Origin of the sequence: Amycolatopsis sp., from assembly GCF_035276945.1 — a bacterium.
Classification (GTDB): domain Bacteria; phylum Actinomycetota; class Actinomycetes; order Mycobacteriales; family Pseudonocardiaceae; genus Amycolatopsis_E.
The window spans coordinates 1-17184 of the sequence record NZ_DATELF010000016.1 but is presented as its reverse complement, the minus strand read 5'-3'; the positions used below and the strand labels follow the sequence as shown (position 1 = coordinate 17184).

The window sequence follows — 17184 nt, the reverse complement described above, 5'->3', positions numbered from 1 at the left end:
GATCGATGAGCCCACGCTCGAGGGCCCCGTGCACGTCCTCGTCGGATTCGCTCGGGATGAAGTCGCCGCTCGCGACGTCGGCCGCGAGCCTGCCGAGACCGTCGAGCATAGTCGCGAGGTCGTCGTCAGCGAGCAGGCCGGCCTTGTGCAGCACCCGGGCGTGCGCCTGGGAGGCGCGCACGTCATACGGGGCCAGCACCCAGTCGAAGTGGGTGGACTTGCTCAGCGCCGCCATGGCGGCGGCCGGCCCGGACTCGAACCGGCCGCCCCAGAGGGCTCCTTCGTTGGTGCCGTGAGCACTCATACCTAGAGGCCCAGATCGCGCTTCGCCGCGACCTTCGAGGACAGCCCGTGGATCTGGACGAATCCCTTGGCGTACGACTGGTCGAACGTGTCGCCCTCGTCGTAGGTGGCCAGGTTGAAGTCGTACAGCGACTGCTCGCTGCGCCGGCCGGTGACCACGGCGCTGCCGCCGTGCAGCCGAAGCCGGATCTCACCGGAGACGTGCTCCTGGCTCTTCGCGATGAAGGCGTCCAAGGCGTCCTTCAGCGGCGAGAACCACAGGCCGTCGTACACCAGCTCACCCCAGCGCTGCTCGACCTGCCGCTTGAACCGGGCCAGGTCGCGCTCGATGGTGACGTTCTCCAGCTCCTGGTGTGCGGTGATCAGCGCGATCGCGCCCGGCGCCTCGTAGACCTCACGGCTCTTGATGCCCACGAGCCGGTCCTCGACCATGTCCAGCCTGCCGACGCCGTGCGCCCCGGCCCGCCGGTTCAGCTGCTGGATCGCCTCGAGCATGGTCACCGGCCGGCCGTCGATCGCCACCGGCACGCCCTTGTCGAAGGTGATGATCAGCTCGTCCGGTGCCTGGAAGTGGGCGGTCGGGTCCTCGGTGTAGGAGTAGACGTCCTTCGTCGGCGCGTTCCACAGATCCTCGAGGAAGCCGGTCTCCACCGCGCGTCCCCAGACGTTCTGGTCGATCGAGAACGGCGACTTCTTGGTCACGTCGATCGGCAGATCCCGCTGCTCGGCGTAGGCGATGGCCTTCTCCCGCGTCCAGGCGTAGTCGCGGACCGGCGCGATCACCTTCAGGTCGGGAACCAGCGCGCCCAGCCCCACCTCGAAGCGGACCTGGTCGTTGCCCTTGCCGGTGCAGCCGTGGGCGACCGTGCCGGCGCCGTACTTCTTCGCCGCCTCGGCGAGGTGCTTCACGATCACCGGCCGGGAGAGCGCGGACACCAGCGGGTAGCGGTCCATGTAGAGCGCGTTGGCCCGCAACGCGGGCAGACAGTACTGCTCGGCGAACTCGTCGCGTGCGTCGGCGACCACGGCCTCCACGGCACCACAGTCGAGCGCGCGCTTGCGGATGGTCTCCATGTCCTCTCCACCCTGGCCGAGGTCGACGGCCACGGCCACCACCTCGGCCCCCGTCTCCTCGGCGATCCAGCCGATCCCCACCGAGGTGTCCAGCCCGCCCGAGTATGCGAGCACCACCCGCTCAGTCATTTCGATTTCTCCTTGGTTTCTCTTGCAGGTCTTCGTTTTCTCGTGCCGTCCGGGGGCGCGGCCCCCGCTCCCCCTCGTTACCGGGCGGTCGGTTCCCCGTCCAAAGTAGAGGACCGCCGCGCCAGTGCGGCGAACCGGTCGGCCAGGTCGTGGCCGGTCAGCGGCTCCCTGGCGATCACCGCGACGGTGTCGTCGCCGGCGATCGACCCGACGACCTCCTCCAGCGCCGCGCGGTCGATGGCGCTGGCCAGGAACTGCGCGGCCCCCGGGGGAGTCCGCAGCACCGTGAGATTGCCCGAGGCGTCCACCGACACCATCAGCTCGGCCAGCAGGCGGGACAGCCGTGAGGTCCCGCCCTGCACGCCGCGCACCGGGCTGCCGTCCTCCGGGATGACGTACACCGGTGCCCCGGAGTCCGCTCCCCGCAGCTTCACGGCACCGAGCTCGTCCAGGTCACGGGACAACGTAGCCTGCGTGACCTCGATCCCTTCCGCCGCAAGGATCTTCGCCAGTTCGGTCTGGCTCCGGATCGCCATCGTGGACACCAGTTCGGTGATCCTGGCCTGGCGAGCCATTCGATTCATTGACGCGCCCATGACCTGCGAGGCACCCGCACCCGGTCGGGTCTCGTGAGCGGCGCTCCGCGATTTTCGCTCACGAGCCCTCCTCCGCCAACAGCCACGCCAACAGCGCCTTCTGGGCGTGCAACCGGTTTTCCGCTTCGTCCCAGACCGCGCTGGCGGGCCCGTCGAGCACCTCGTCGGTGATCTCCCAGCCGCGGTGCGCCGGAAGGCAGTGCAGCACGATCGCCTCCGGGGCGGCCTGGGCAAGAAGTTCGGCGTTGATCTGGAGCTTGCGGAACGGCGTCACCCGGTCCAGGCCGTCGTTCTCCTGCCCCATCGATGTCCAGGTGTCGGTGACCAGGACGTCCGCCCCCTCGATCGCCGCCTTCGGGTCGGTGTGGACGGTGACGCTGCCCTCGGTTTCGGCAGCCCTTTCCTTCGCCGCCAGCATCGCGTCCGGCAGCGGCTGGAAGCCTTCCGGTGTGACGACCCGGACGTGCAGCCCCGCGGTCGTGCCGCCGAGCATCAGCGAATGCGCCATGTTGTTCGCGCCGTCGCCGAGGTAGGCCAGCGTGAGCCCGGCGAGCCGCCCCTTGCGTTCCCGGATGGTCTGCAGGTCGGCGAGGACCTGACAGGGGTGGAACTCGTCGGTCAGCGCGTTGACCACCGGCACGGTGGCGGCCGACGCCATCGCGACGATCCGCTGCTGGGCGAAGGTCCGCCAGACGATGGCGTCGACATAACGGGACAGCACGCGCGCTGTGTCCTCGATCGTCTCCTCGCGGCCGAGCTGCATCGACCGGCCGTCCACGATGATCGGATTCCCGCCGAGCTGCGCGATACCGACCTCGAAGGACAGCCGCGTCCGGGTGGAGTTCTTCTCGAACAACACCGCGACGGACTTCGGCCCGGCCAGTGCACGGTTGCCGAGCGGGTCCTTCTTGAGTTCGTCGGCGAGGTCGAGGACGGCCAGTTGCTCCTGCGGAGTCAGGTCGTCGTCGCGGAGGAAGTGGCGAAGCATGTTACTCCTTCGAGGCGTCGAGGGCGGCCGGAAGCGCGGCGAGGAACCCTTCGGCCTCCTGGTGACTGAGGATCAGCGGGGGCGCAAGCCGGATGGTGTCCGCGGCGACCGGGTTGACCAGGTAGCCGGCCGCCTGCGCGGCCTTGGCGACCGCCTGCGCGACCGGGTGCCGCAGCCCGATCCCGATGAGCAGCCCGGCACCGCGGACACTCCCGACCAGGGGGTGCCCGAGTTCCTCGACACCGGCCGCGATGTCCTTGCCCAACGCTGAAACGTGGTCGTTGAGGTTGTCACGGGCGATCGTGCGCAACACGGCCAGGCCCGCCGCGCAGCACACCGGGTTGCCGCCGAAGGTCGTGCCGTGCTGACCCGGTTTGAGCAGCTCGCCCGCCTCGCCCACGCCGATCACCGCGCCCAGCGGCAGGCCGCCACCCAGCCCCTTCGCGAGGGTGATCACATCCGGCATGATCCCCGCCCGCTGGAAGGCGAACCAGGCACCGGTGCGCGCGATCCCGGTCTGCACCTCGTCGAGCACGAGCAGGGCACCGGCCTGCTTGGTGATCTCCCGCGCCGCCTGCAGGTAGCCGTCGGGAGCGGGAACCACGCCGCCCTCACCGAGAATCGGTTCCAGCACCACGGCCGCGGTTTCGAAGTCCACGGCCGCCTTCAGCGCGTCGGCGTCGCCGAACGGGATGTGGACCACGCCCGGCACGAGCGGCTCGAAAGGTTCCTTTTTGGACGGTTGCCCGGTCAGCGCGAGCGAGCCCATGGTGCGGCCGTGGAAGGCGCCCTCGCAGGCGATCACCTTGGTGCGGCCGGTGAGCCGGGTGATCTTCAGCGCCGCCTCGTTCGCCTCCGCTCCGGAGTTGACGAACAAAACCTTTCCGTGACCGGTCAAACCGGCCACGTCCAGCAGCGCCTCGGCGAGTTCGACCGCGACGGGGTTGATGTAGAGGTTCGAGACGTGGCCCATCGAGGCGATCTGCTCGGTCACCGCGCGCACCACTTCCGGGTGGGCGTGGCCGAGCGAGTTCACCGCGATCCCGCCCAGCAGGTCGACGTACTCACGACCGTCGGCGTCCCACACCCGCGCACCCTCGCCACGGACCAGGGTCAGCTGCGGTGTGCCGTAGTTGTCCATGAGCGCGGACCGCCAGTGCGCCTGACCATCCACATTGGACTCGATTTGGGTCATGTGGGCTCCTTGTCGTCCCGCGGCCTGCGGAGGGACGCGAACACGCAGACGGACCTCTGGCCCGGCTCCGCGTTCGCGTAGCCTCCAGCGGCGCGCTCGGTGGTCACCTTGAAAACCGCTTCTCGCGTACCCATCAGGCTCCGCCTTCCGGCAGGACCATCGTGCCGATGCCCCGGGACGTGAAGACTTCGAGCAGCACGGAATGTGCGATGCGGCCGTCGATCACGTGCGCGCCGCGCACCCCGCCGCGGACCGCGCGCACGCACGCTTCCATCTTCGGGATCATGCCGCTGGCCAGGGTGGGCAGCAGCTGCTCGAGCCGGTCGACGCGGATGCGGTCGACCAGTGAGGACCGGTCGGGCCAGTTGGCGTACAGGCCCTCGACATCGGTGAGCACGACCAGTTTCTCCGCGCCCAGCGCCGCCGCCAGTGCCCCGGCCGCGGTGTCGGCGTTGACGTTGTGCACCACGCCGTCGGTGTCCGGGGCGACCGTGGAGACCACCGGAATGCGCCCGGCGTTGACGATATCCAGCACCGCGTCCGGATTGACCGAGGCGACCTCGCCGACCAGGCCGACGTCCACCGGTTCGCCGTTCACCGTGGCGTGCTTGCGTTCGGCGATGAACAGCTGGGCATCCTCGCCGGAAATGCCGACCGCGTAGGGTCCGTGCGCGTTGATCAGGCCGACCAGCTCTCGGCTGACCTGGCCGACCAGGACCATCCGCACGATGTCCATCGTCTCCGGGGTGGTCACGCGCAGGCCACCCTTGAACTCGCCTTCAAGCCCCACTCGCCTGAGCATCGTGGTGATTTGCGGACCGCCACCGTGCACCACGACGGGACGCAGTCCGGCGAGCCGGAGGAACACCATGTCCTCCGCGAAGGCGTGTTTGAGCTGGTCGTCGATCATCGCGTTACCGCCGTATTTGATGACGACCGTGGCGCCGTGGAACCGCTGGAGCCATGGCAGGGCCTCGATCAGCACGCCGGCCTTTTCGGCTGCGGTGGCCAGCCGCTCGTCCGCGGGAATCAACGCTTCGTGCGGGCTCATGAGGAGTACGCGCTGTTCTCTTCGACGTAGCCGTGCGAGAGGTCCGTGGTGTAGATCGTCGCCGTGCTCGAACCGACACCGAGATCGACCACGATCTCGATCGCCCTGCCGGTCAGATCGGCCTTGGAGCGGTCTTCGGCGGTACTGCCGGCGGCGAACAGGGTCACACCGTTGATCGCGATCGACAGCGTGCCGGGGTCGATCTCGGCCTGCGCCCTGCCGACGGCCATCGCTACGCGGCCCCAGTTCGGGTCGGAGCCGAACAGCGCGGTCTTCACCAGGTTGTCTTCGGCGATCGTGCGGCCGACGTTGATGGCGTCCTGCTCGCTGGCGGCACCGCGGACGACCACGTCGATATCCTTGGTGGCCCCCTCGGAGTCGGCGCGCAACTGGAGCACCAGGTCGAGACAGGCCGCCGCGAGCAGCTCGGTGAACTCGTCCAGACCGGGAGCGGTCCCGCTGGCGCCCGAAGAGAGCAGCAGCACCGTGTCGTTGGTGGAGGTGCCGCCGTCGACGTCGAGCCGATCGAACGTGACGCGGGTGGCAGCGCGCAGGGCCGCGTCGAGCGCGTCCGGTTCGATCACGGCGTCGGTGGTGAGCACCGACAGCATGGTGGCGAGGTTCGGGGCCAGCATGCCGGCGCCCTTCGCGATGCCACCGATGCCCCACCCCGCGGCATGGTGTTTCCACACCTGCTTGGGCTTGGTGTCCGTGGTCATGATCGCGGTCGCCGCGTCGAGACCGGCTTCCGGGGTGTCGGCGAGTGCGTGGTACGCACTGTCCACACCAGACAGTACCGCCGTCATGGGCAGCCGTTCGCCGATCAGCCCGGTGGAGCAGACCGCGACGTCGATCGCCCCGGTGCCGAGTACCTCGGCGGCCTTCTCGGCGGTGGCGTGGGTGTCCTGGAAGCCACCCGGCCCGGTGGCCGCGTTGGCACCACCGGAGTTCAGCACGACAGCCTTGAGCCGCTGATGCCGCAGCACCTCCTGCGACCACAGCACGGGCGCCGCCTTGATCACGTTGCGGGTGAACACCCCGGCCGCCGCCTGATCCGGCCCGTCGTTGACGACGAGGGCGAGGTCGAGAGCGCCCTGCTTGATCCCGGCCGCCACGCCGGCGGCCCGGAAACCCTTCGGCCCGGTCACGGTCACGGCGCCACTCCTATGGTCGAAAGTCCGGTCGTCTCAGGGAACCCGAGCGCGATGTTCATGGACTGGACGGCGCCACCCGCCGTCCCCTTGGTGAGGTTGTCGATGGCGGTGACCACGATCAGCCGCCCGGCGTCGGCATCGATGGCAAGCTGCAACTGGACGTTGTTGGAGCCAAGGGTGGCCGCCGTCGTGGGCCAGGCACCCTCGGGCAGCAGTTGCACGAACGGTTCCGCCGCATAGGCCTTCTCGTAGGCCGCCCTGACCGCGTCGATGTCCACATCGGACGCCAACGGGGCGCTCGCAGTGGTGAGGATGCCCCGCGGCATCGGCGCGAGCACCGGGGTGAACGACATCGTCACCCGCTCCCCCGCCACCGCGCTGAGGTTCTGGCCGAACTCCGGAGTGTGCCGGTGGGCGCCGCCGACCCCATAGGCACTCGCCGAACCCATCACCTCCGAGCCGAGCAGGTGCGGCTTGAGACTCTTGCCCGCACCCGAGGTTCCCGTGACCGCGACGACGGACACCTCGGGCTTGACCAGCCCGGCCGCCAACGCGGGCGCGAACGCGATCGACCCGCCGGTCGGGAAACAGCCGGGCACGGCGACGCGCTTGGTTCCGGCCAGCTTCTCCCGGGCACCGGGCAATTCCGGCAGCCCGTACGGCCAGGTGCCCGCATGCTCGCCGCCGTACCAGCGCTGCCAGTCCGCGGGGTCGGCCAGCCGGTGGTCCGCGCCCAGGTCCACGACCAGGACGTCGGCGCCCAACTGTGCCGCGATCTCACCGGAATGACCATGCGGCAGGGCGAGGAACACCACGTCGTGTCCGGCCAGCGTTTCCGCGCTCGTCTCGCGTAGCACGCGCTCGGCCAGCGGAGCCAGATGGGGCTGGTGCCCACCGAGCGGGGTGCCCGCGCTGCTCGCCGCCGTCAGCGCGCCGATCTCGACCTCGGGGTGCACCAGGAGCAGGCGCAGGAGTTCCCCTCCGGCGTACCCGCTCGCTCCGGCCACCGCGACCTTCACCGTCATACGAATGATTATGCATCATGACGCAAGGTCAATCAAACCGGCTTCCGCTCGCTCCGCGCCTCATTCTTCTCTTGTCAAACATCCGGCCAGGTCAAGCAAGGGCCCGATCGGATAACCGGCCCCTGGAAAGGTGTTGCGGCAACAGGCATCGGTCCGCAAGGTGGCCGCGTGCCGGAAACCACATTCGAAGCGTTACTCGCCGGAAGGCGCCTCCGTACCGGGCAGCCTCGGCGGCGGAGGCGGCCTTGTCGTCGCCGACCTTCGCGAGCGTCCTTGCGCACGGTGTTCTCCGACATCGCGACGGTCGTGCACTTCCTGTGCAAGGTGATCTGGATCGTGCCCGGCTTCACCGTCGAGGGCCACCGGCGACGGTTGGCCGATCTTCACGAGCACATCCAGCGCGAAGGCTCGTTCGTCGCGCTCGCCGAGCGGTTCCTCATCGAAGCCCGTAAGCCACGCTGAGCCGGTTCGTCAAGGAGATGCCGCCGCCTCACGGTGGCTCGGTGGCTCCGGCAGGTACTCCCCCGGCCGCTCCGGATCACAGCCCACGCGCGGCAGTCTGGCCCGGATGCCGCCCGGGGTTCGCTCGAACCGGGCCGCGATCTCCTCGACGCTTTCGCCCGCGATCCACCGGCGCTCCAGTTCGGCGTCCAACTCCGGCGTCCAAGGCCGCCCACGGCAGGCGGGCCGGTCCCGCGCTCGCCGTCCGCCGGCGCCGGCCATCGCCTGGTGATGTCGCAGCGTCTCGGCCAGTACGGCACCAAGGGCCCCGACCACGTCTTGGGCGACCTCGATCCGGCCGTCCGCCACGGGCTCGCCCGCCGGCCCCGAGGCGTCGACCTGCACGACGAGGCGGCCTGGCCGGTCGCCGCCCGGCAGCGTCGTGACCTCGATGGAAAAGGTGTTGTCGCCGGAGCGAAGTTTGCTCCGGTGCTCTTCGATGATCGTCATGCGCCCACGGTAGCCGCACCCACCGACAGTTATGTTTCCGTGACGCGCCCACAGGGGCGGGTGGACAGGCCGAGGCAGGCGTCCCTGGCCGCCGGATGAGCATGTCGGCGACTCGAGCCGTTTCGTCACCACACGCATCCGGGCAGCTGCGATCCGAAACTGTCGGACCCACCCCGTACCGTGCCCACCATCGAACTTCGGGCTCGACGAGACGCGGAGTCCGAGCAGGCAACGTCGGCTTTCCGGAGTCGATGAGGATCGAGGGGGAGGGACCATGAAAGTACGACGGGCATGGGCAGGTGAAGGTGCCAGCGGACGAAGCGGACGGTCTTGTCCGGGCAGTACGAGCGGGGCTGGCCGAGCTCGGCGACCCGGTCAAGGCGCCGGAGATGCGTCGCTACATGAAGTCGGAGATGCCGTTCCGCGGTGTCCCGACGCCCGCACGGCGGCGGCTGGCCCGCCGCGTCTTCGCCGAGCATCCCCTGCCGGATCGGGATTCCCTGGTCGCCGCGGCACTGCGGTTGTGGCGCGAGGCGGAGTTCCGGGAGGAGCGTTACGTCGCGATCGACCTGACCGGTCACCGTCCTTACGCCCGGTGGCAGGAAGCGAACCTGCTCCCGCTGTACGAAGAGCTGATCGTGAGCGGCGCATGGTGGGACTACGTGGACGAGATCGCGATCCGGCGGGTCGGTCCGCTGCTGCGCGCCGAGCCGGACCGGCTGAGACCGGTGATGCGGCGGTGGGCCGTCGACGAGGATCGGTGGCGGCGCAGGGCCGCCGTCATCTGCCAGGTGGCGTCCAACCAGGAGACCGACCTCGAACTGTTGGCGGAGACCATCGAAGCCACGATCGGCGATCACGACTTCTTCCTGCGAAAGGGGATCGGCTGGGCGCTCCGCGCGTACTCGAAGACCGATCCGGACTGGGTGGGCGCCTTCGTCGCCGCGCACCCGGCCCTGTCCCCGCTCTCCGTCCGGGAGGCACTCAAGTACGTGCCCTGGCCACCGGCCTGACCCGCCCGGACCCTCACCCCGGGCGGGTCCGGCGGTCAGGCCCGCAGGCCGGCGCCGAAACGAGCGGCCGCCTCGGCGACCGCCTCGTCCCGGGCCTTGGTGGCCTCTTCCACGGTGAGGGTGCGATCGGCTGCCCGGAAGCGCAGCTTGTAGGCCAGCGACCGCTTGCCCTCACCGACCTGGTCACCGGCGTAGACGTCGAACAGCGCGATGTCTTCGAGCAGCTCACCACCACCGGCGACGAGTGCTTCGGCGAGCTCCGCGGAAGGCACCGCGGCATCCACCACGAGCGCCACGTCGAGCAGCACCGGTGGGTACGGCGAGACCGACGGCGCCGGGCGGCGGTCCAGCAGCGGGATGGCGTCGAGATCGAGCTCCATCGCGACGGTCCGCTTGGGCAGGCCGAGCGCCTCGATCACCTTGGGGTGCAGCTCGCCCGCGTGCCCGACCGGCCAGTCGCCGACGGCCAGCTGGGCGCACCGGCCCGGGTGCCACGGCGGCAGATCGGCGGCACGCACGCGAAGGTCGACCCCGGCGGCGGCACCGACGATCCGCGCGGCCTCCACGGCGTCCGCCCAGCTCGCCTGCTCGCCGGGACCCCACCAACCCGAGCGCTCCCGCTGCCCGGCGAGCACGACGGCGACGTGCAGCGGCTGGGCGGGAACGGCGGCCTCCAGCGCGGCCAGCTCCGCCGCGGCCGGCCTGCGGTCGACGCCGAGGTCTGGCACCGGGACCGGGTCGGCGCCGGGCAGCACGACCTGCCCGATATGGAACAGCGCGAGGTCCTTGAACCCACGGGAGGCGTTGCGCTGCAAGGTTTCGAGCAGGCCGGGAAGCAGCGAGGTGGCCATCTGGTCCTTGTCGGCCTCCAGCGGATTGCGCACCCGGACCGTCCTGCGCCGCACGTCGTCTTCGGGCAGCCCGAAGGCGTCCCAGGTCGCCGCCGACATGAACGGGAACGGCAGCACCTCGACGTAACCGGCGTCGGCGAGCGCGCGGGAAACCGTGCGACGGCGGCGCTGGGTCTCGGTGAGCCCGGCTCCGGGCGGCGCGGGCGGCAGGGTCGACGGGATGCTGTCGTAGCCCTCGAGCCGCAGCACCTCCTCGACCAGGTCCGCCGGCTGTACGAGGTCGTTACGCCAGCTCGGCGGAACCGCGGTGACCAGCGCGACACCGTCTTCGGAGGTGCCGACGGTCACCCTGCAGCCGATCTGGCCGAGCCGGCGCACGGTCACGCCCCGCTCGTACCGGACGCCGGCCACGCGGTCGGGCAGATCGATCGGCATCGTCACCGGCGCCTGCGGCGTGACCTTCCCGGCATCGGTGCGACCGGGCAGGATGCTGCCGTCGCCGTACCGCCGCAGGAGCCGTGCGGCCAGCTCCACCGCCGCCGCGCACAGCTGCGGATCGGTGAACCGCTCGAACCGCTTGGCCGCCTCGGAGAACAGCCTGTGCCGCCGGGCCGTCCGGCTGATCGAGGCCGGGTCCCAGTGCGCGGCCTCCAACAGCACGTCGGTGCTGTCCGGCGTGATCTCGGTGCTCGCGCCACCCATCGTGCCGGCCAGCGAGACAACACCGGTGTCATCGGCGATCACCATGTCGTCCGGGTCGAGCTCGCGTTCGACATCGTCCAAAGTGGTCAGCTTCTCGCCAGGCTTCGCCCTGCGGACCACGAGATCGCCCTTGACCGAGGCGGTGTCGAAGGCGTGCAGGGGATGCCCGAGCTCGAGCATCACGTAGTTCGTCACGTCCACGGCGAGCGAGATGGACCGGATCCCGGCCAGCAGCAGGCGGCGGCGCATCCACCAGGGGGTCGGGGCACTCGCGTCCAGGCCGGTGATCCGGCGGAGCACGAACCGGTGGCAGCCCTCGGCGTCCTCGATGCGGACCGGCCAGGCCTCGCCCTCCCCCTCGGGCAGGTCGAGCGACGCCGGGTCACCGAAGGGCACGTCGAGTGCGCACGCCAGTTCCCTGGCCAGGCCGCGCACCGAAAGCGCATAGCCGCGGTCCGGGGTCGGCGCGAGCTCGATCACGGTCTCCTTGAGGCCAAGCATTTCACGGGCGTCGTCGCCGGGGCTCGCGGTGGCCGGGGGAAGCACCAGGATGCCGGTGTGGTCGTCGCCGAGCCCCAGCTCGCGCGCCGAGCAGATCATGCCGTCGCTGATCTTGCCGTAGGTCTTACGGGAGGCGATCTCGAAACCACCGGGCAGCACCGCCCCGGGCAGGGCGACCACCACGAGGTCACCCTCGGCGAAGTTCGTGGCACCGCACACGATGCCGCGGGTCTTGATGCCCGGTGCGATGTCCTCGTCCGGCTCGTCGCCCGCGGCGTCGCCGGCCTGGTCGCCGACCTCCACCCGGCAGTACCGGATCGGCTTCTTGAACCCGGTCAGCTCCTCGATCTCCACGACCCGGCCGACCACCACCGGTCCGTCGGCCTCGCCGAGCTCGCGCACGTCCTCGACCTCGATGCCGATCCGGACGAAGGCGTCGACCAGCTCCCGCGGCCCGACCGCCTCGCCGGCGTCCAGATGCTCGGTCAGCCAGCTAACGGGGACTCGCACTTACGCCTCCTTAACCTGCGGCAGTGTCGTCGCGGTCGTCGCGGTCGTCGCGGGACACCCGCACCCGAGCCACGCACCCGGTCGGTGCGAAGGAGCGGCCGCGCTGTTTTCGCTCATTCACGCCTCCGTTCCGAAGGGAAGAGTGAACCGGACGTCACCCTCGACCATGTCGCGCATGTCGGGAATACCGTTGCGGAACTGCAGGGTCCGCTCGAGTCCCATGCCGAACGCGAAACCCGAATACACCTCGGGGTCCACCCCGCACGCGCGCAGCACGTTCGGGTTCACCATGCCGCAGCCGCCCCACTCGACCCAGCCGGGACCGCCCTTCTTCTCCTCGAACCACACGTCCACCTCGGCCGAAGGTTCGGTGAACGGGAAGAAGTGCGGGCGCAGACGGGTCTTCGACGCACTCCCGAACATCGCGCGGGCGAACGCGTCGAGGGTGCCCTTCAGGTTGGCCATGGTGATGCCCTTGTCCACCGCCAGGCCCTCGACCTGCGAGAACACCGGCGTGTGGGTGGCGTCGAGCTCATCGGTGCGGTAGGTGCGTCCGGGACACACGATGTAGACCGGCAGGTCGCGGTGCAGCAGGGTCCTGGCCTGCACCGGGGAGGTGTGCGTGCGCAGCACCAGGCCCGAACCCGGTTCACCCGCGTAGAAGGTGTCCTGCAGTTGCCGCGCGGGGTGGTCCCTGCCGAAGTTCAGCGCATCGAAGTTGAACCACTCGGCCTCGAGCTCCGGGCCTTCGGCGACCTCCCAGCCCATCGCGACGAACACATCGGCGACCCGCTCGCTGAGCGTGGTGAGGGGATGCCGGGCGCCGCGGGGAACCCGGTCCCACGGCAGCGTCACGTCGACCGCTTCCTCACGCAGGACCCGTTCGTCGCGTTCCGCCTGCAGGGCGGCACGGCGGCTGTCGAAAGCCGCCTGGATGGCCTGGCGCGCCTCGTTGACTCGCTTACCCGCCTCCGCCTTCTCCTTCTTCGGCAGCGAACCGATGGCGCGGCGGGCCAGCATCAGCGGTGCGTGGTCGCCGAGGTGAGCCGGCTTGACCGCCGCCAGCGCGTCGAGATCCTTCGCCTCGCCGAACTCCGCTTCGGCGAGTTTGACCGCCGCCTGCAGGGTTCCGGGGTCGAGGGCCTCGGCAGGCTTGGGGTCCTGCTTGTCGTTGGCTCCGGACATAGCTCCTCAGCGTCCGTGGTGACGGGATGCGCGCGCGTACGCGATTACCCGGCGATTCTAGGCGACAGCGACCGGTCGCGGTCGGTCACCCTCCGCTCGATCTGGGCCTGGCCATCGCGCTGGCGTACAGGCACACCGCGGCGGCCGTCGCGAGGTTCAGGCTCTCCGCCGCACCGTAGATGGGGATCCGCACCGCACTGTCCACTTCGCGCAGCACCTCCGCGGGCAGGCCGTGCGCCTCGTTGCCGAACACCCAGGCCGTGGCCGGGGCCAGGTCGAGCGAGTCCAGCTCCGTTTCGGCGTAGCCGTGGGCCGCCAGCAGGCGCAGACCCGCGTCGCGGCACGCACACAGCACGGAGGCGACGTCGTCGGCGCGGACGATCGGGAGGTGGAACAGGCTGCCCGCGGAGGCGCGGACACACTTGCCGTTGTGCGGATCGACGCTGTCCCCGGCCAGGATCACCGCGTCCGCTCCGGCCGCGTCGGCCACGCGGATGACCGTGCCCGCGTTACCGGGGTCGGCGACGTCCACGAGCACGGCCACCAGGCCCCGCCCGGTGCGGAGATCGTCGAGCGGACGGTCCAGCAGGTCGCAGACCGCGACAATGCCTTGCGGTGTCACGGTTTCCGAAAGCGCGGCCGCCGCCCGCTCGGTGATCGGCGAAATCGGCACGCCGAGTTCGTGGGCTCTCGAAACGAGCTCGGCGTGGGTGTGCTCCGCCCTCGGCGTCACGAACAAGTGGTGGACGAAGCCGCGGCGGTGTTGTTCGAAGGTGAGCGCCCCGCCGACCGCGTTCGCTCCTTCGGCCAGAAACCGGCCGGCCTTTTCCCGCTCGGCGCGACGCGTCAGGCGCCGTGCGGCGATAACCCGGGGGGTCCGTTCGGTGAACGGGTCCGCCCCGGGTTGCGGGAGTTCGCTTCGGTTGTTCAGGCCGACTTCTTCGCCGACTCGTCGGGGCCGGTGGTCACGTGCCGCTTGGCGAGGGTCACCAGCTTGCTGAAAGCGGCGGCGTCGGTGACGGCCAGGTCGGCGAGGATCTTGCGGTCGACCTCGACACCGGCGGCCTTGAGCCCCTGGATGAACCGGTTGTAGGTGACGCCGTTCTGCCGGGCGGCCGCGTTGATCCGGGTGATCCACAGCTGGCGGAAGTCACCCTTGCGGGCGCGGCGGTCCCGGTAGGCGTAGTTGAGCGAGTGGAGTGTCTGCTCCTTGGCCTTGCGGTACAGCCGCGAACGCTGGCCGCGGTAGCCACTGGCCAGTTCGAGAGTTGCGCGACGCTTCTTCTGGGCGTTGACCGCCCGCTTGACGCGTGCCACGGGTCCATCCTGTCGATCTCAGGGGGCGTCGGGGACGCCCCGGTTTACAGCTGAAGTCAGGGGCGGCTCTGCACGGACGCGGCAGGTCCGGGCAGCACCGCGGGGAATGGCGCGAAGATCAGCGGCCGAGCAGCCGCTTGACCCGGGCAACGTCGTTCGATGCGAGCTCACCGGTGCCCTCCAGCCGGCGGGTGACCCTGCTGGATTTTTTCTCCAACAGGTGGCGGCGGCCCGCCTTCTGCCGGCGGAGCTTGCCGGAACCGGTCACCCGGATCCGCTTGGAGGTTCCGCTGTGCGTCTTCATCTTGGGCATTCGTCTGCTCTCTTTCCGTGTCATCCGCGACGCGCCCACGGCCGCGGTACCTGCCGCGGGCTAGCGGCACGCCCGGGCCGTCAGGCCCGCGGCGGGTGCCGGTCTCACGTCTCGCATAACGCTTTCGTAGTGCAGCACACCGGATTCCGGTGTGCTGCGAACTGCGCCGGCCGGTTGGGCCCGGTCAGGACTCGACCGGCTCCTTGGCCGCTTTCTGCTTCGCCTTGGCGTTCTTGTGCGGCGCCAACACCATGATCATGTTGCGGCCGTCCTGCTTGGGCAGCGACTCGACGTAACCCAGTTCGGCCACGTCGTCGGCGAGCTTCTCCAGCAGCCGGCGCCCGAGCTCCGGCCGGGACTGCTCACGGCCGCGGAACATGATGGTCACCTTCACCTTGTTCCCGGCGGAGAGGAAGCGGGATACGTGCCCCTTCTTCGTCTCGTAGTCGTGCTGGTCGATCTTGGGACGCAGCTTCTGTTCCTTGATGACGGTCAGCTGCTGGTTGCGGCGTGACTCGCGAGCCTTCTGCGCGCTCTCGTACTTGAACTTGCCGAAGTCCATGAGCTTGCAGACCGGCGGGCGCGCCTGCGGCGCGACCTCGACGAGGTCGAGATCCGCCTCCTGGGCGAGCCTGAGCGCATCCTCGATCCGGACGATCCCGACCTGTTCGCCGTTCGGCCCGACCAGGCGGACCTCGGGAACGCGGATGCGTTCGTTGATGCGTGTCTCGGAGCTGATGTGGCCTCCTTGGTCCGAGTTTCTCCGTCTGGCCTGCTCGACCTGGTGCCCACATACCACGGGCCCCGGCACCGGCTGCTTAAACCGGTATGCGGGGCCCTGTTCCGATCACGTCCCGTATGACAAGGACGAGCCGCCACACCTGTACGGGTGGCGAGACCGGACCCGGACGCCTGTACGGCGACTCGGGTGGGAGCGGGGCTCCACTTGCGCCCCCGATCGCTCGGAGGCTGGTCGCACGTGAAAGGGTACCAGACGTGCTTGACGATGGTTCCAACGCTGCCGGCTCACCCGAAAATTCCCCCGAAGTGCGCCAACTGGAGGATATTCCGAGCGTCGAGGTGATCAGCCGGGCGGCCGTGATGCTGATGTCGGCCGCGGCGGAGCGGCTCGGCCTCGCCGACGACGATCCGGACTCGAGCCCCCACCGCGACCTCGACGAGGCCCGCCGGCTGATCACCGCGCTGGCCGGGCTCGTCACCGCTTCCGTGGAGTACCTCGGCCTACACGCCGCCCCCCTCCGAGACGGGCTCCAGTCCCTGCAGAAGGCCTTCCGCGAGGCCTCCGCGGTTCCGGATACCCCGGGCCAGGGTCCCGGCGAGAAGTACACCGGCCCCGTCTACTAAGGACTGCTTCGACGCGGTGCGGGTAGCCGGGAGCAAGCCCCGGACCACGCGGCGTGGGGTCCGCGCTCCCACAGAACAGAGCCTCAGCCGAGGACGGCAAGCGCGTCGATCTCGACCAGCAGGCCCGCGGGAAGGCCGACGTAGACGGTCGTGCGGGCCGGGTAAGGCTCCTTGACCAGCGTGTTGTACACCTCGTTGAACTCCGCGAAGTGGGCGGTGTCGGTGAGGTAGACCCGGATCATGAGCACGTCGTCGAGGCTCGCTCCGCCCGCGGCCAGCACGGCCTCGATGTTCTCGAAAGCCTGCCGGGTCTGCTCGGTCACGGTGGCCCCGACGACTTCGCCGGTCCTGGGGTCGAACGCGACCTGCCCGGCGACCTGCAGCAGGTTGCCCTTCCGCGAGCCCTGCGCGAACGCGGCCGGCGGCTTCGGCGCGTCGTCGGTGCTGATCGCGATCTTGGTCATCGAGACTCCCTTTCTCTCCATCACATCCATCCACACTGAACGGAAGCGTCCCGTGCGCCGGCCTTCAGGTCCGGCAGCAAGGCCAGCAGGCCGTCGAAATCGAGGAGTACGCGCGGCACCGACACCGACACTGCGGCGAGGACCACTCCCCCGGGTCCCCGGACGGGCGCGGCGATGCAGTGGATGAAGTCCTCGTGCTCGGCGTCGTCGATGGCGTAGCCGCGCTGCGCGACCCGATCCAGCTCGGCGAGGTAGGCGTCCGGGGTGGTGATCGTGTTGCCGGTCAGCTTGACGTAGTCGATCGACGCGGCCACCCGGCGCCGCTCCGACTCGGGCAGCGCGGCGATCAGCACCTTGGCCACCGCGGTGCAGTGCAGCGCGGCGCGCTTGCCGATCCGGGAGTACATCCGGACGTTGTGCTTGCTCTCGTACTTGTCGATGTAGATCACCTCGCCGGCCTCGTAGCTGGCCAGGTGCACGGTGTGCCCGGTGGTGAG

General features: G+C 69.8%; 19 protein-coding genes and 1 pseudogene. 3 read left to right on the top strand and 17 right to left on the bottom strand.

The features are described 5' to 3' along the window. From VJT49_RS01895 to argC, 8 genes and pseudogenes are all read right to left on the bottom strand, one after another. A pseudogene (locus VJT49_RS01895) lies at positions 1-304 on the bottom strand (argininosuccinate lyase); the annotation flags it as partial. A gap of 2 nt (positions 305-306) precedes the next feature. Further along, positions 307-1506 carry an argininosuccinate synthase gene (locus VJT49_RS01890; RefSeq protein WP_324162471.1) on the bottom strand — a complete coding sequence of 400 codons (1200 nt, stop codon included), beginning with the start codon at positions 1504-1506 and terminating at the stop codon, positions 307-309. A 77-nt stretch (positions 1507-1583) separates the two neighbouring features. Next, a complete protein-coding gene (locus tag VJT49_RS01885) occupies positions 1584-2090 on the bottom strand; it encodes an arginine repressor (RefSeq protein ID WP_324162469.1) in 507 nt (168 codons plus the stop codon). A gap of 70 nt (positions 2091-2160) precedes the next feature. Then, positions 2161-3090 carry an ornithine carbamoyltransferase gene (gene argF, locus VJT49_RS01880; protein ID WP_324162467.1) on the bottom strand — a complete coding sequence of 310 codons (930 nt, stop codon included), beginning with the start codon at positions 3088-3090 and terminating at the stop codon, positions 2161-2163. A 1-nt stretch (position 3091) separates the two neighbouring features. After that, positions 3092-4285, bottom strand: coding sequence for an acetylornithine transaminase (locus VJT49_RS01875; RefSeq protein WP_324162465.1), 1194 nt, complete (start codon positions 4283-4285; stop codon positions 3092-3094). A gap of 133 nt (positions 4286-4418) precedes the next feature. Next, positions 4419-5336 (bottom strand): acetylglutamate kinase, encoded by a 918-nt coding sequence (argB, locus tag VJT49_RS01870; protein ID WP_324162463.1) that lies wholly within the window; start codon positions 5334-5336, stop codon positions 4419-4421. After that, on the bottom strand, positions 5333-6490 hold the full coding sequence (gene argJ / locus VJT49_RS01865; RefSeq protein WP_324162461.1) for a bifunctional glutamate N-acetyltransferase/amino-acid acetyltransferase ArgJ: 1158 nt from the start codon (positions 6488-6490) through the stop codon (positions 5333-5335). The genes argB and argJ overlap by 4 nt, the downstream gene beginning before the upstream one ends. Beyond that, complete coding sequence (gene argC / locus VJT49_RS01860; RefSeq protein ID WP_324162460.1) at positions 6487-7515, bottom strand: N-acetyl-gamma-glutamyl-phosphate reductase; 1029 nt, start codon at positions 7513-7515, stop codon at positions 6487-6489. The genes argJ and argC overlap by 4 nt, the downstream gene beginning before the upstream one ends. Positions 7516-7788: 273 nt before the next feature. Here argC and VJT49_RS01855 point away from each other — a divergent pair, with 273 nt between their 5' ends. After that, positions 7789-7977 (top strand): hypothetical protein, encoded by a 189-nt coding sequence (locus VJT49_RS01855; RefSeq protein ID WP_324162458.1) that lies wholly within the window; start codon positions 7789-7791, stop codon positions 7975-7977. 9 nt (positions 7978-7986) lie between these two features. On the opposite strand, the gene VJT49_RS01850 is transcribed toward VJT49_RS01855, so the two are convergent. Further along, entirely contained in the window at positions 7987-8466 is a 480-nt protein-coding gene (locus VJT49_RS01850; protein WP_324162456.1) for a helix-turn-helix domain containing protein, read from the bottom strand. Between the two features lie 305 nt (positions 8467-8771). Between VJT49_RS01850 and VJT49_RS01845 the strand changes: the two genes are divergently transcribed. After that, positions 8772-9479, top strand: a complete 708-nt coding sequence (locus VJT49_RS01845) for a DNA alkylation repair protein (RefSeq protein ID WP_324162454.1) — start codon at positions 8772-8774, stop codon at positions 9477-9479. A gap of 35 nt (positions 9480-9514) precedes the next feature. Here VJT49_RS01845 and pheT read toward each other — a convergent pair whose 3' ends face one another. From pheT to infC, 6 genes are all read right to left on the bottom strand, one after another. Then, positions 9515-12043 (bottom strand): phenylalanine--tRNA ligase subunit beta, encoded by a 2529-nt coding sequence (pheT, locus tag VJT49_RS01840; protein WP_324162452.1) that lies wholly within the window; start codon positions 12041-12043, stop codon positions 9515-9517. 117 nt (positions 12044-12160) lie between these two features. After that, the gene (gene pheS / locus VJT49_RS01835) at positions 12161-13228 is read right to left on the bottom strand and encodes a phenylalanine--tRNA ligase subunit alpha (RefSeq protein ID WP_324162450.1); all 1068 of its coding nucleotides are present in this window, start codon (positions 13226-13228) and stop codon (positions 12161-12163) included. Between the two features lie 85 nt (positions 13229-13313). Further along, positions 13314-14159, bottom strand: coding sequence for an RNA methyltransferase (locus VJT49_RS01830; RefSeq protein ID WP_324162476.1), 846 nt, complete (start codon positions 14157-14159; stop codon positions 13314-13316). Further along, positions 14156-14545, bottom strand: a complete 390-nt coding sequence (gene rplT / locus VJT49_RS01825) for a 50S ribosomal protein L20 (protein WP_324162448.1) — start codon at positions 14543-14545, stop codon at positions 14156-14158. The genes VJT49_RS01830 and rplT overlap by 4 nt, the downstream gene beginning before the upstream one ends. 118 nt (positions 14546-14663) lie before the next feature. Beyond that, positions 14664-14858 (bottom strand): 50S ribosomal protein L35, encoded by a 195-nt coding sequence (gene rpmI / locus VJT49_RS01820; protein ID WP_324162446.1) that lies wholly within the window; start codon positions 14856-14858, stop codon positions 14664-14666. Positions 14859-15042: 184 nt separating this feature from the next. Further along, entirely contained in the window at positions 15043-15657 is a 615-nt protein-coding gene (infC, locus tag VJT49_RS01815) for a translation initiation factor IF-3 (RefSeq protein ID WP_324162473.1), read from the bottom strand. Positions 15658-15854: 197 nt separating this feature from the next. Here infC and VJT49_RS01810 point away from each other — a divergent pair, with 197 nt between their 5' ends. Next, complete coding sequence (locus tag VJT49_RS01810) at positions 15855-16223, top strand: DUF1844 domain-containing protein (RefSeq protein ID WP_324162444.1); 369 nt, start codon at positions 15855-15857, stop codon at positions 16221-16223. A gap of 83 nt (positions 16224-16306) precedes the next feature. Here the strand turns inward: VJT49_RS01810 and VJT49_RS01805 are convergent, their stop codons facing one another. Then, positions 16307-16687 (bottom strand): Rid family detoxifying hydrolase, encoded by a 381-nt coding sequence (locus tag VJT49_RS01805; protein ID WP_324162442.1) that lies wholly within the window; start codon positions 16685-16687, stop codon positions 16307-16309. A 20-nt stretch (positions 16688-16707) separates the two neighbouring features. Beyond that, positions 16708-17184: IclR family transcriptional regulator (locus tag VJT49_RS01800; RefSeq protein ID WP_324162440.1), on the bottom strand; the 477-nt coding region annotated here is incomplete at its 5' end.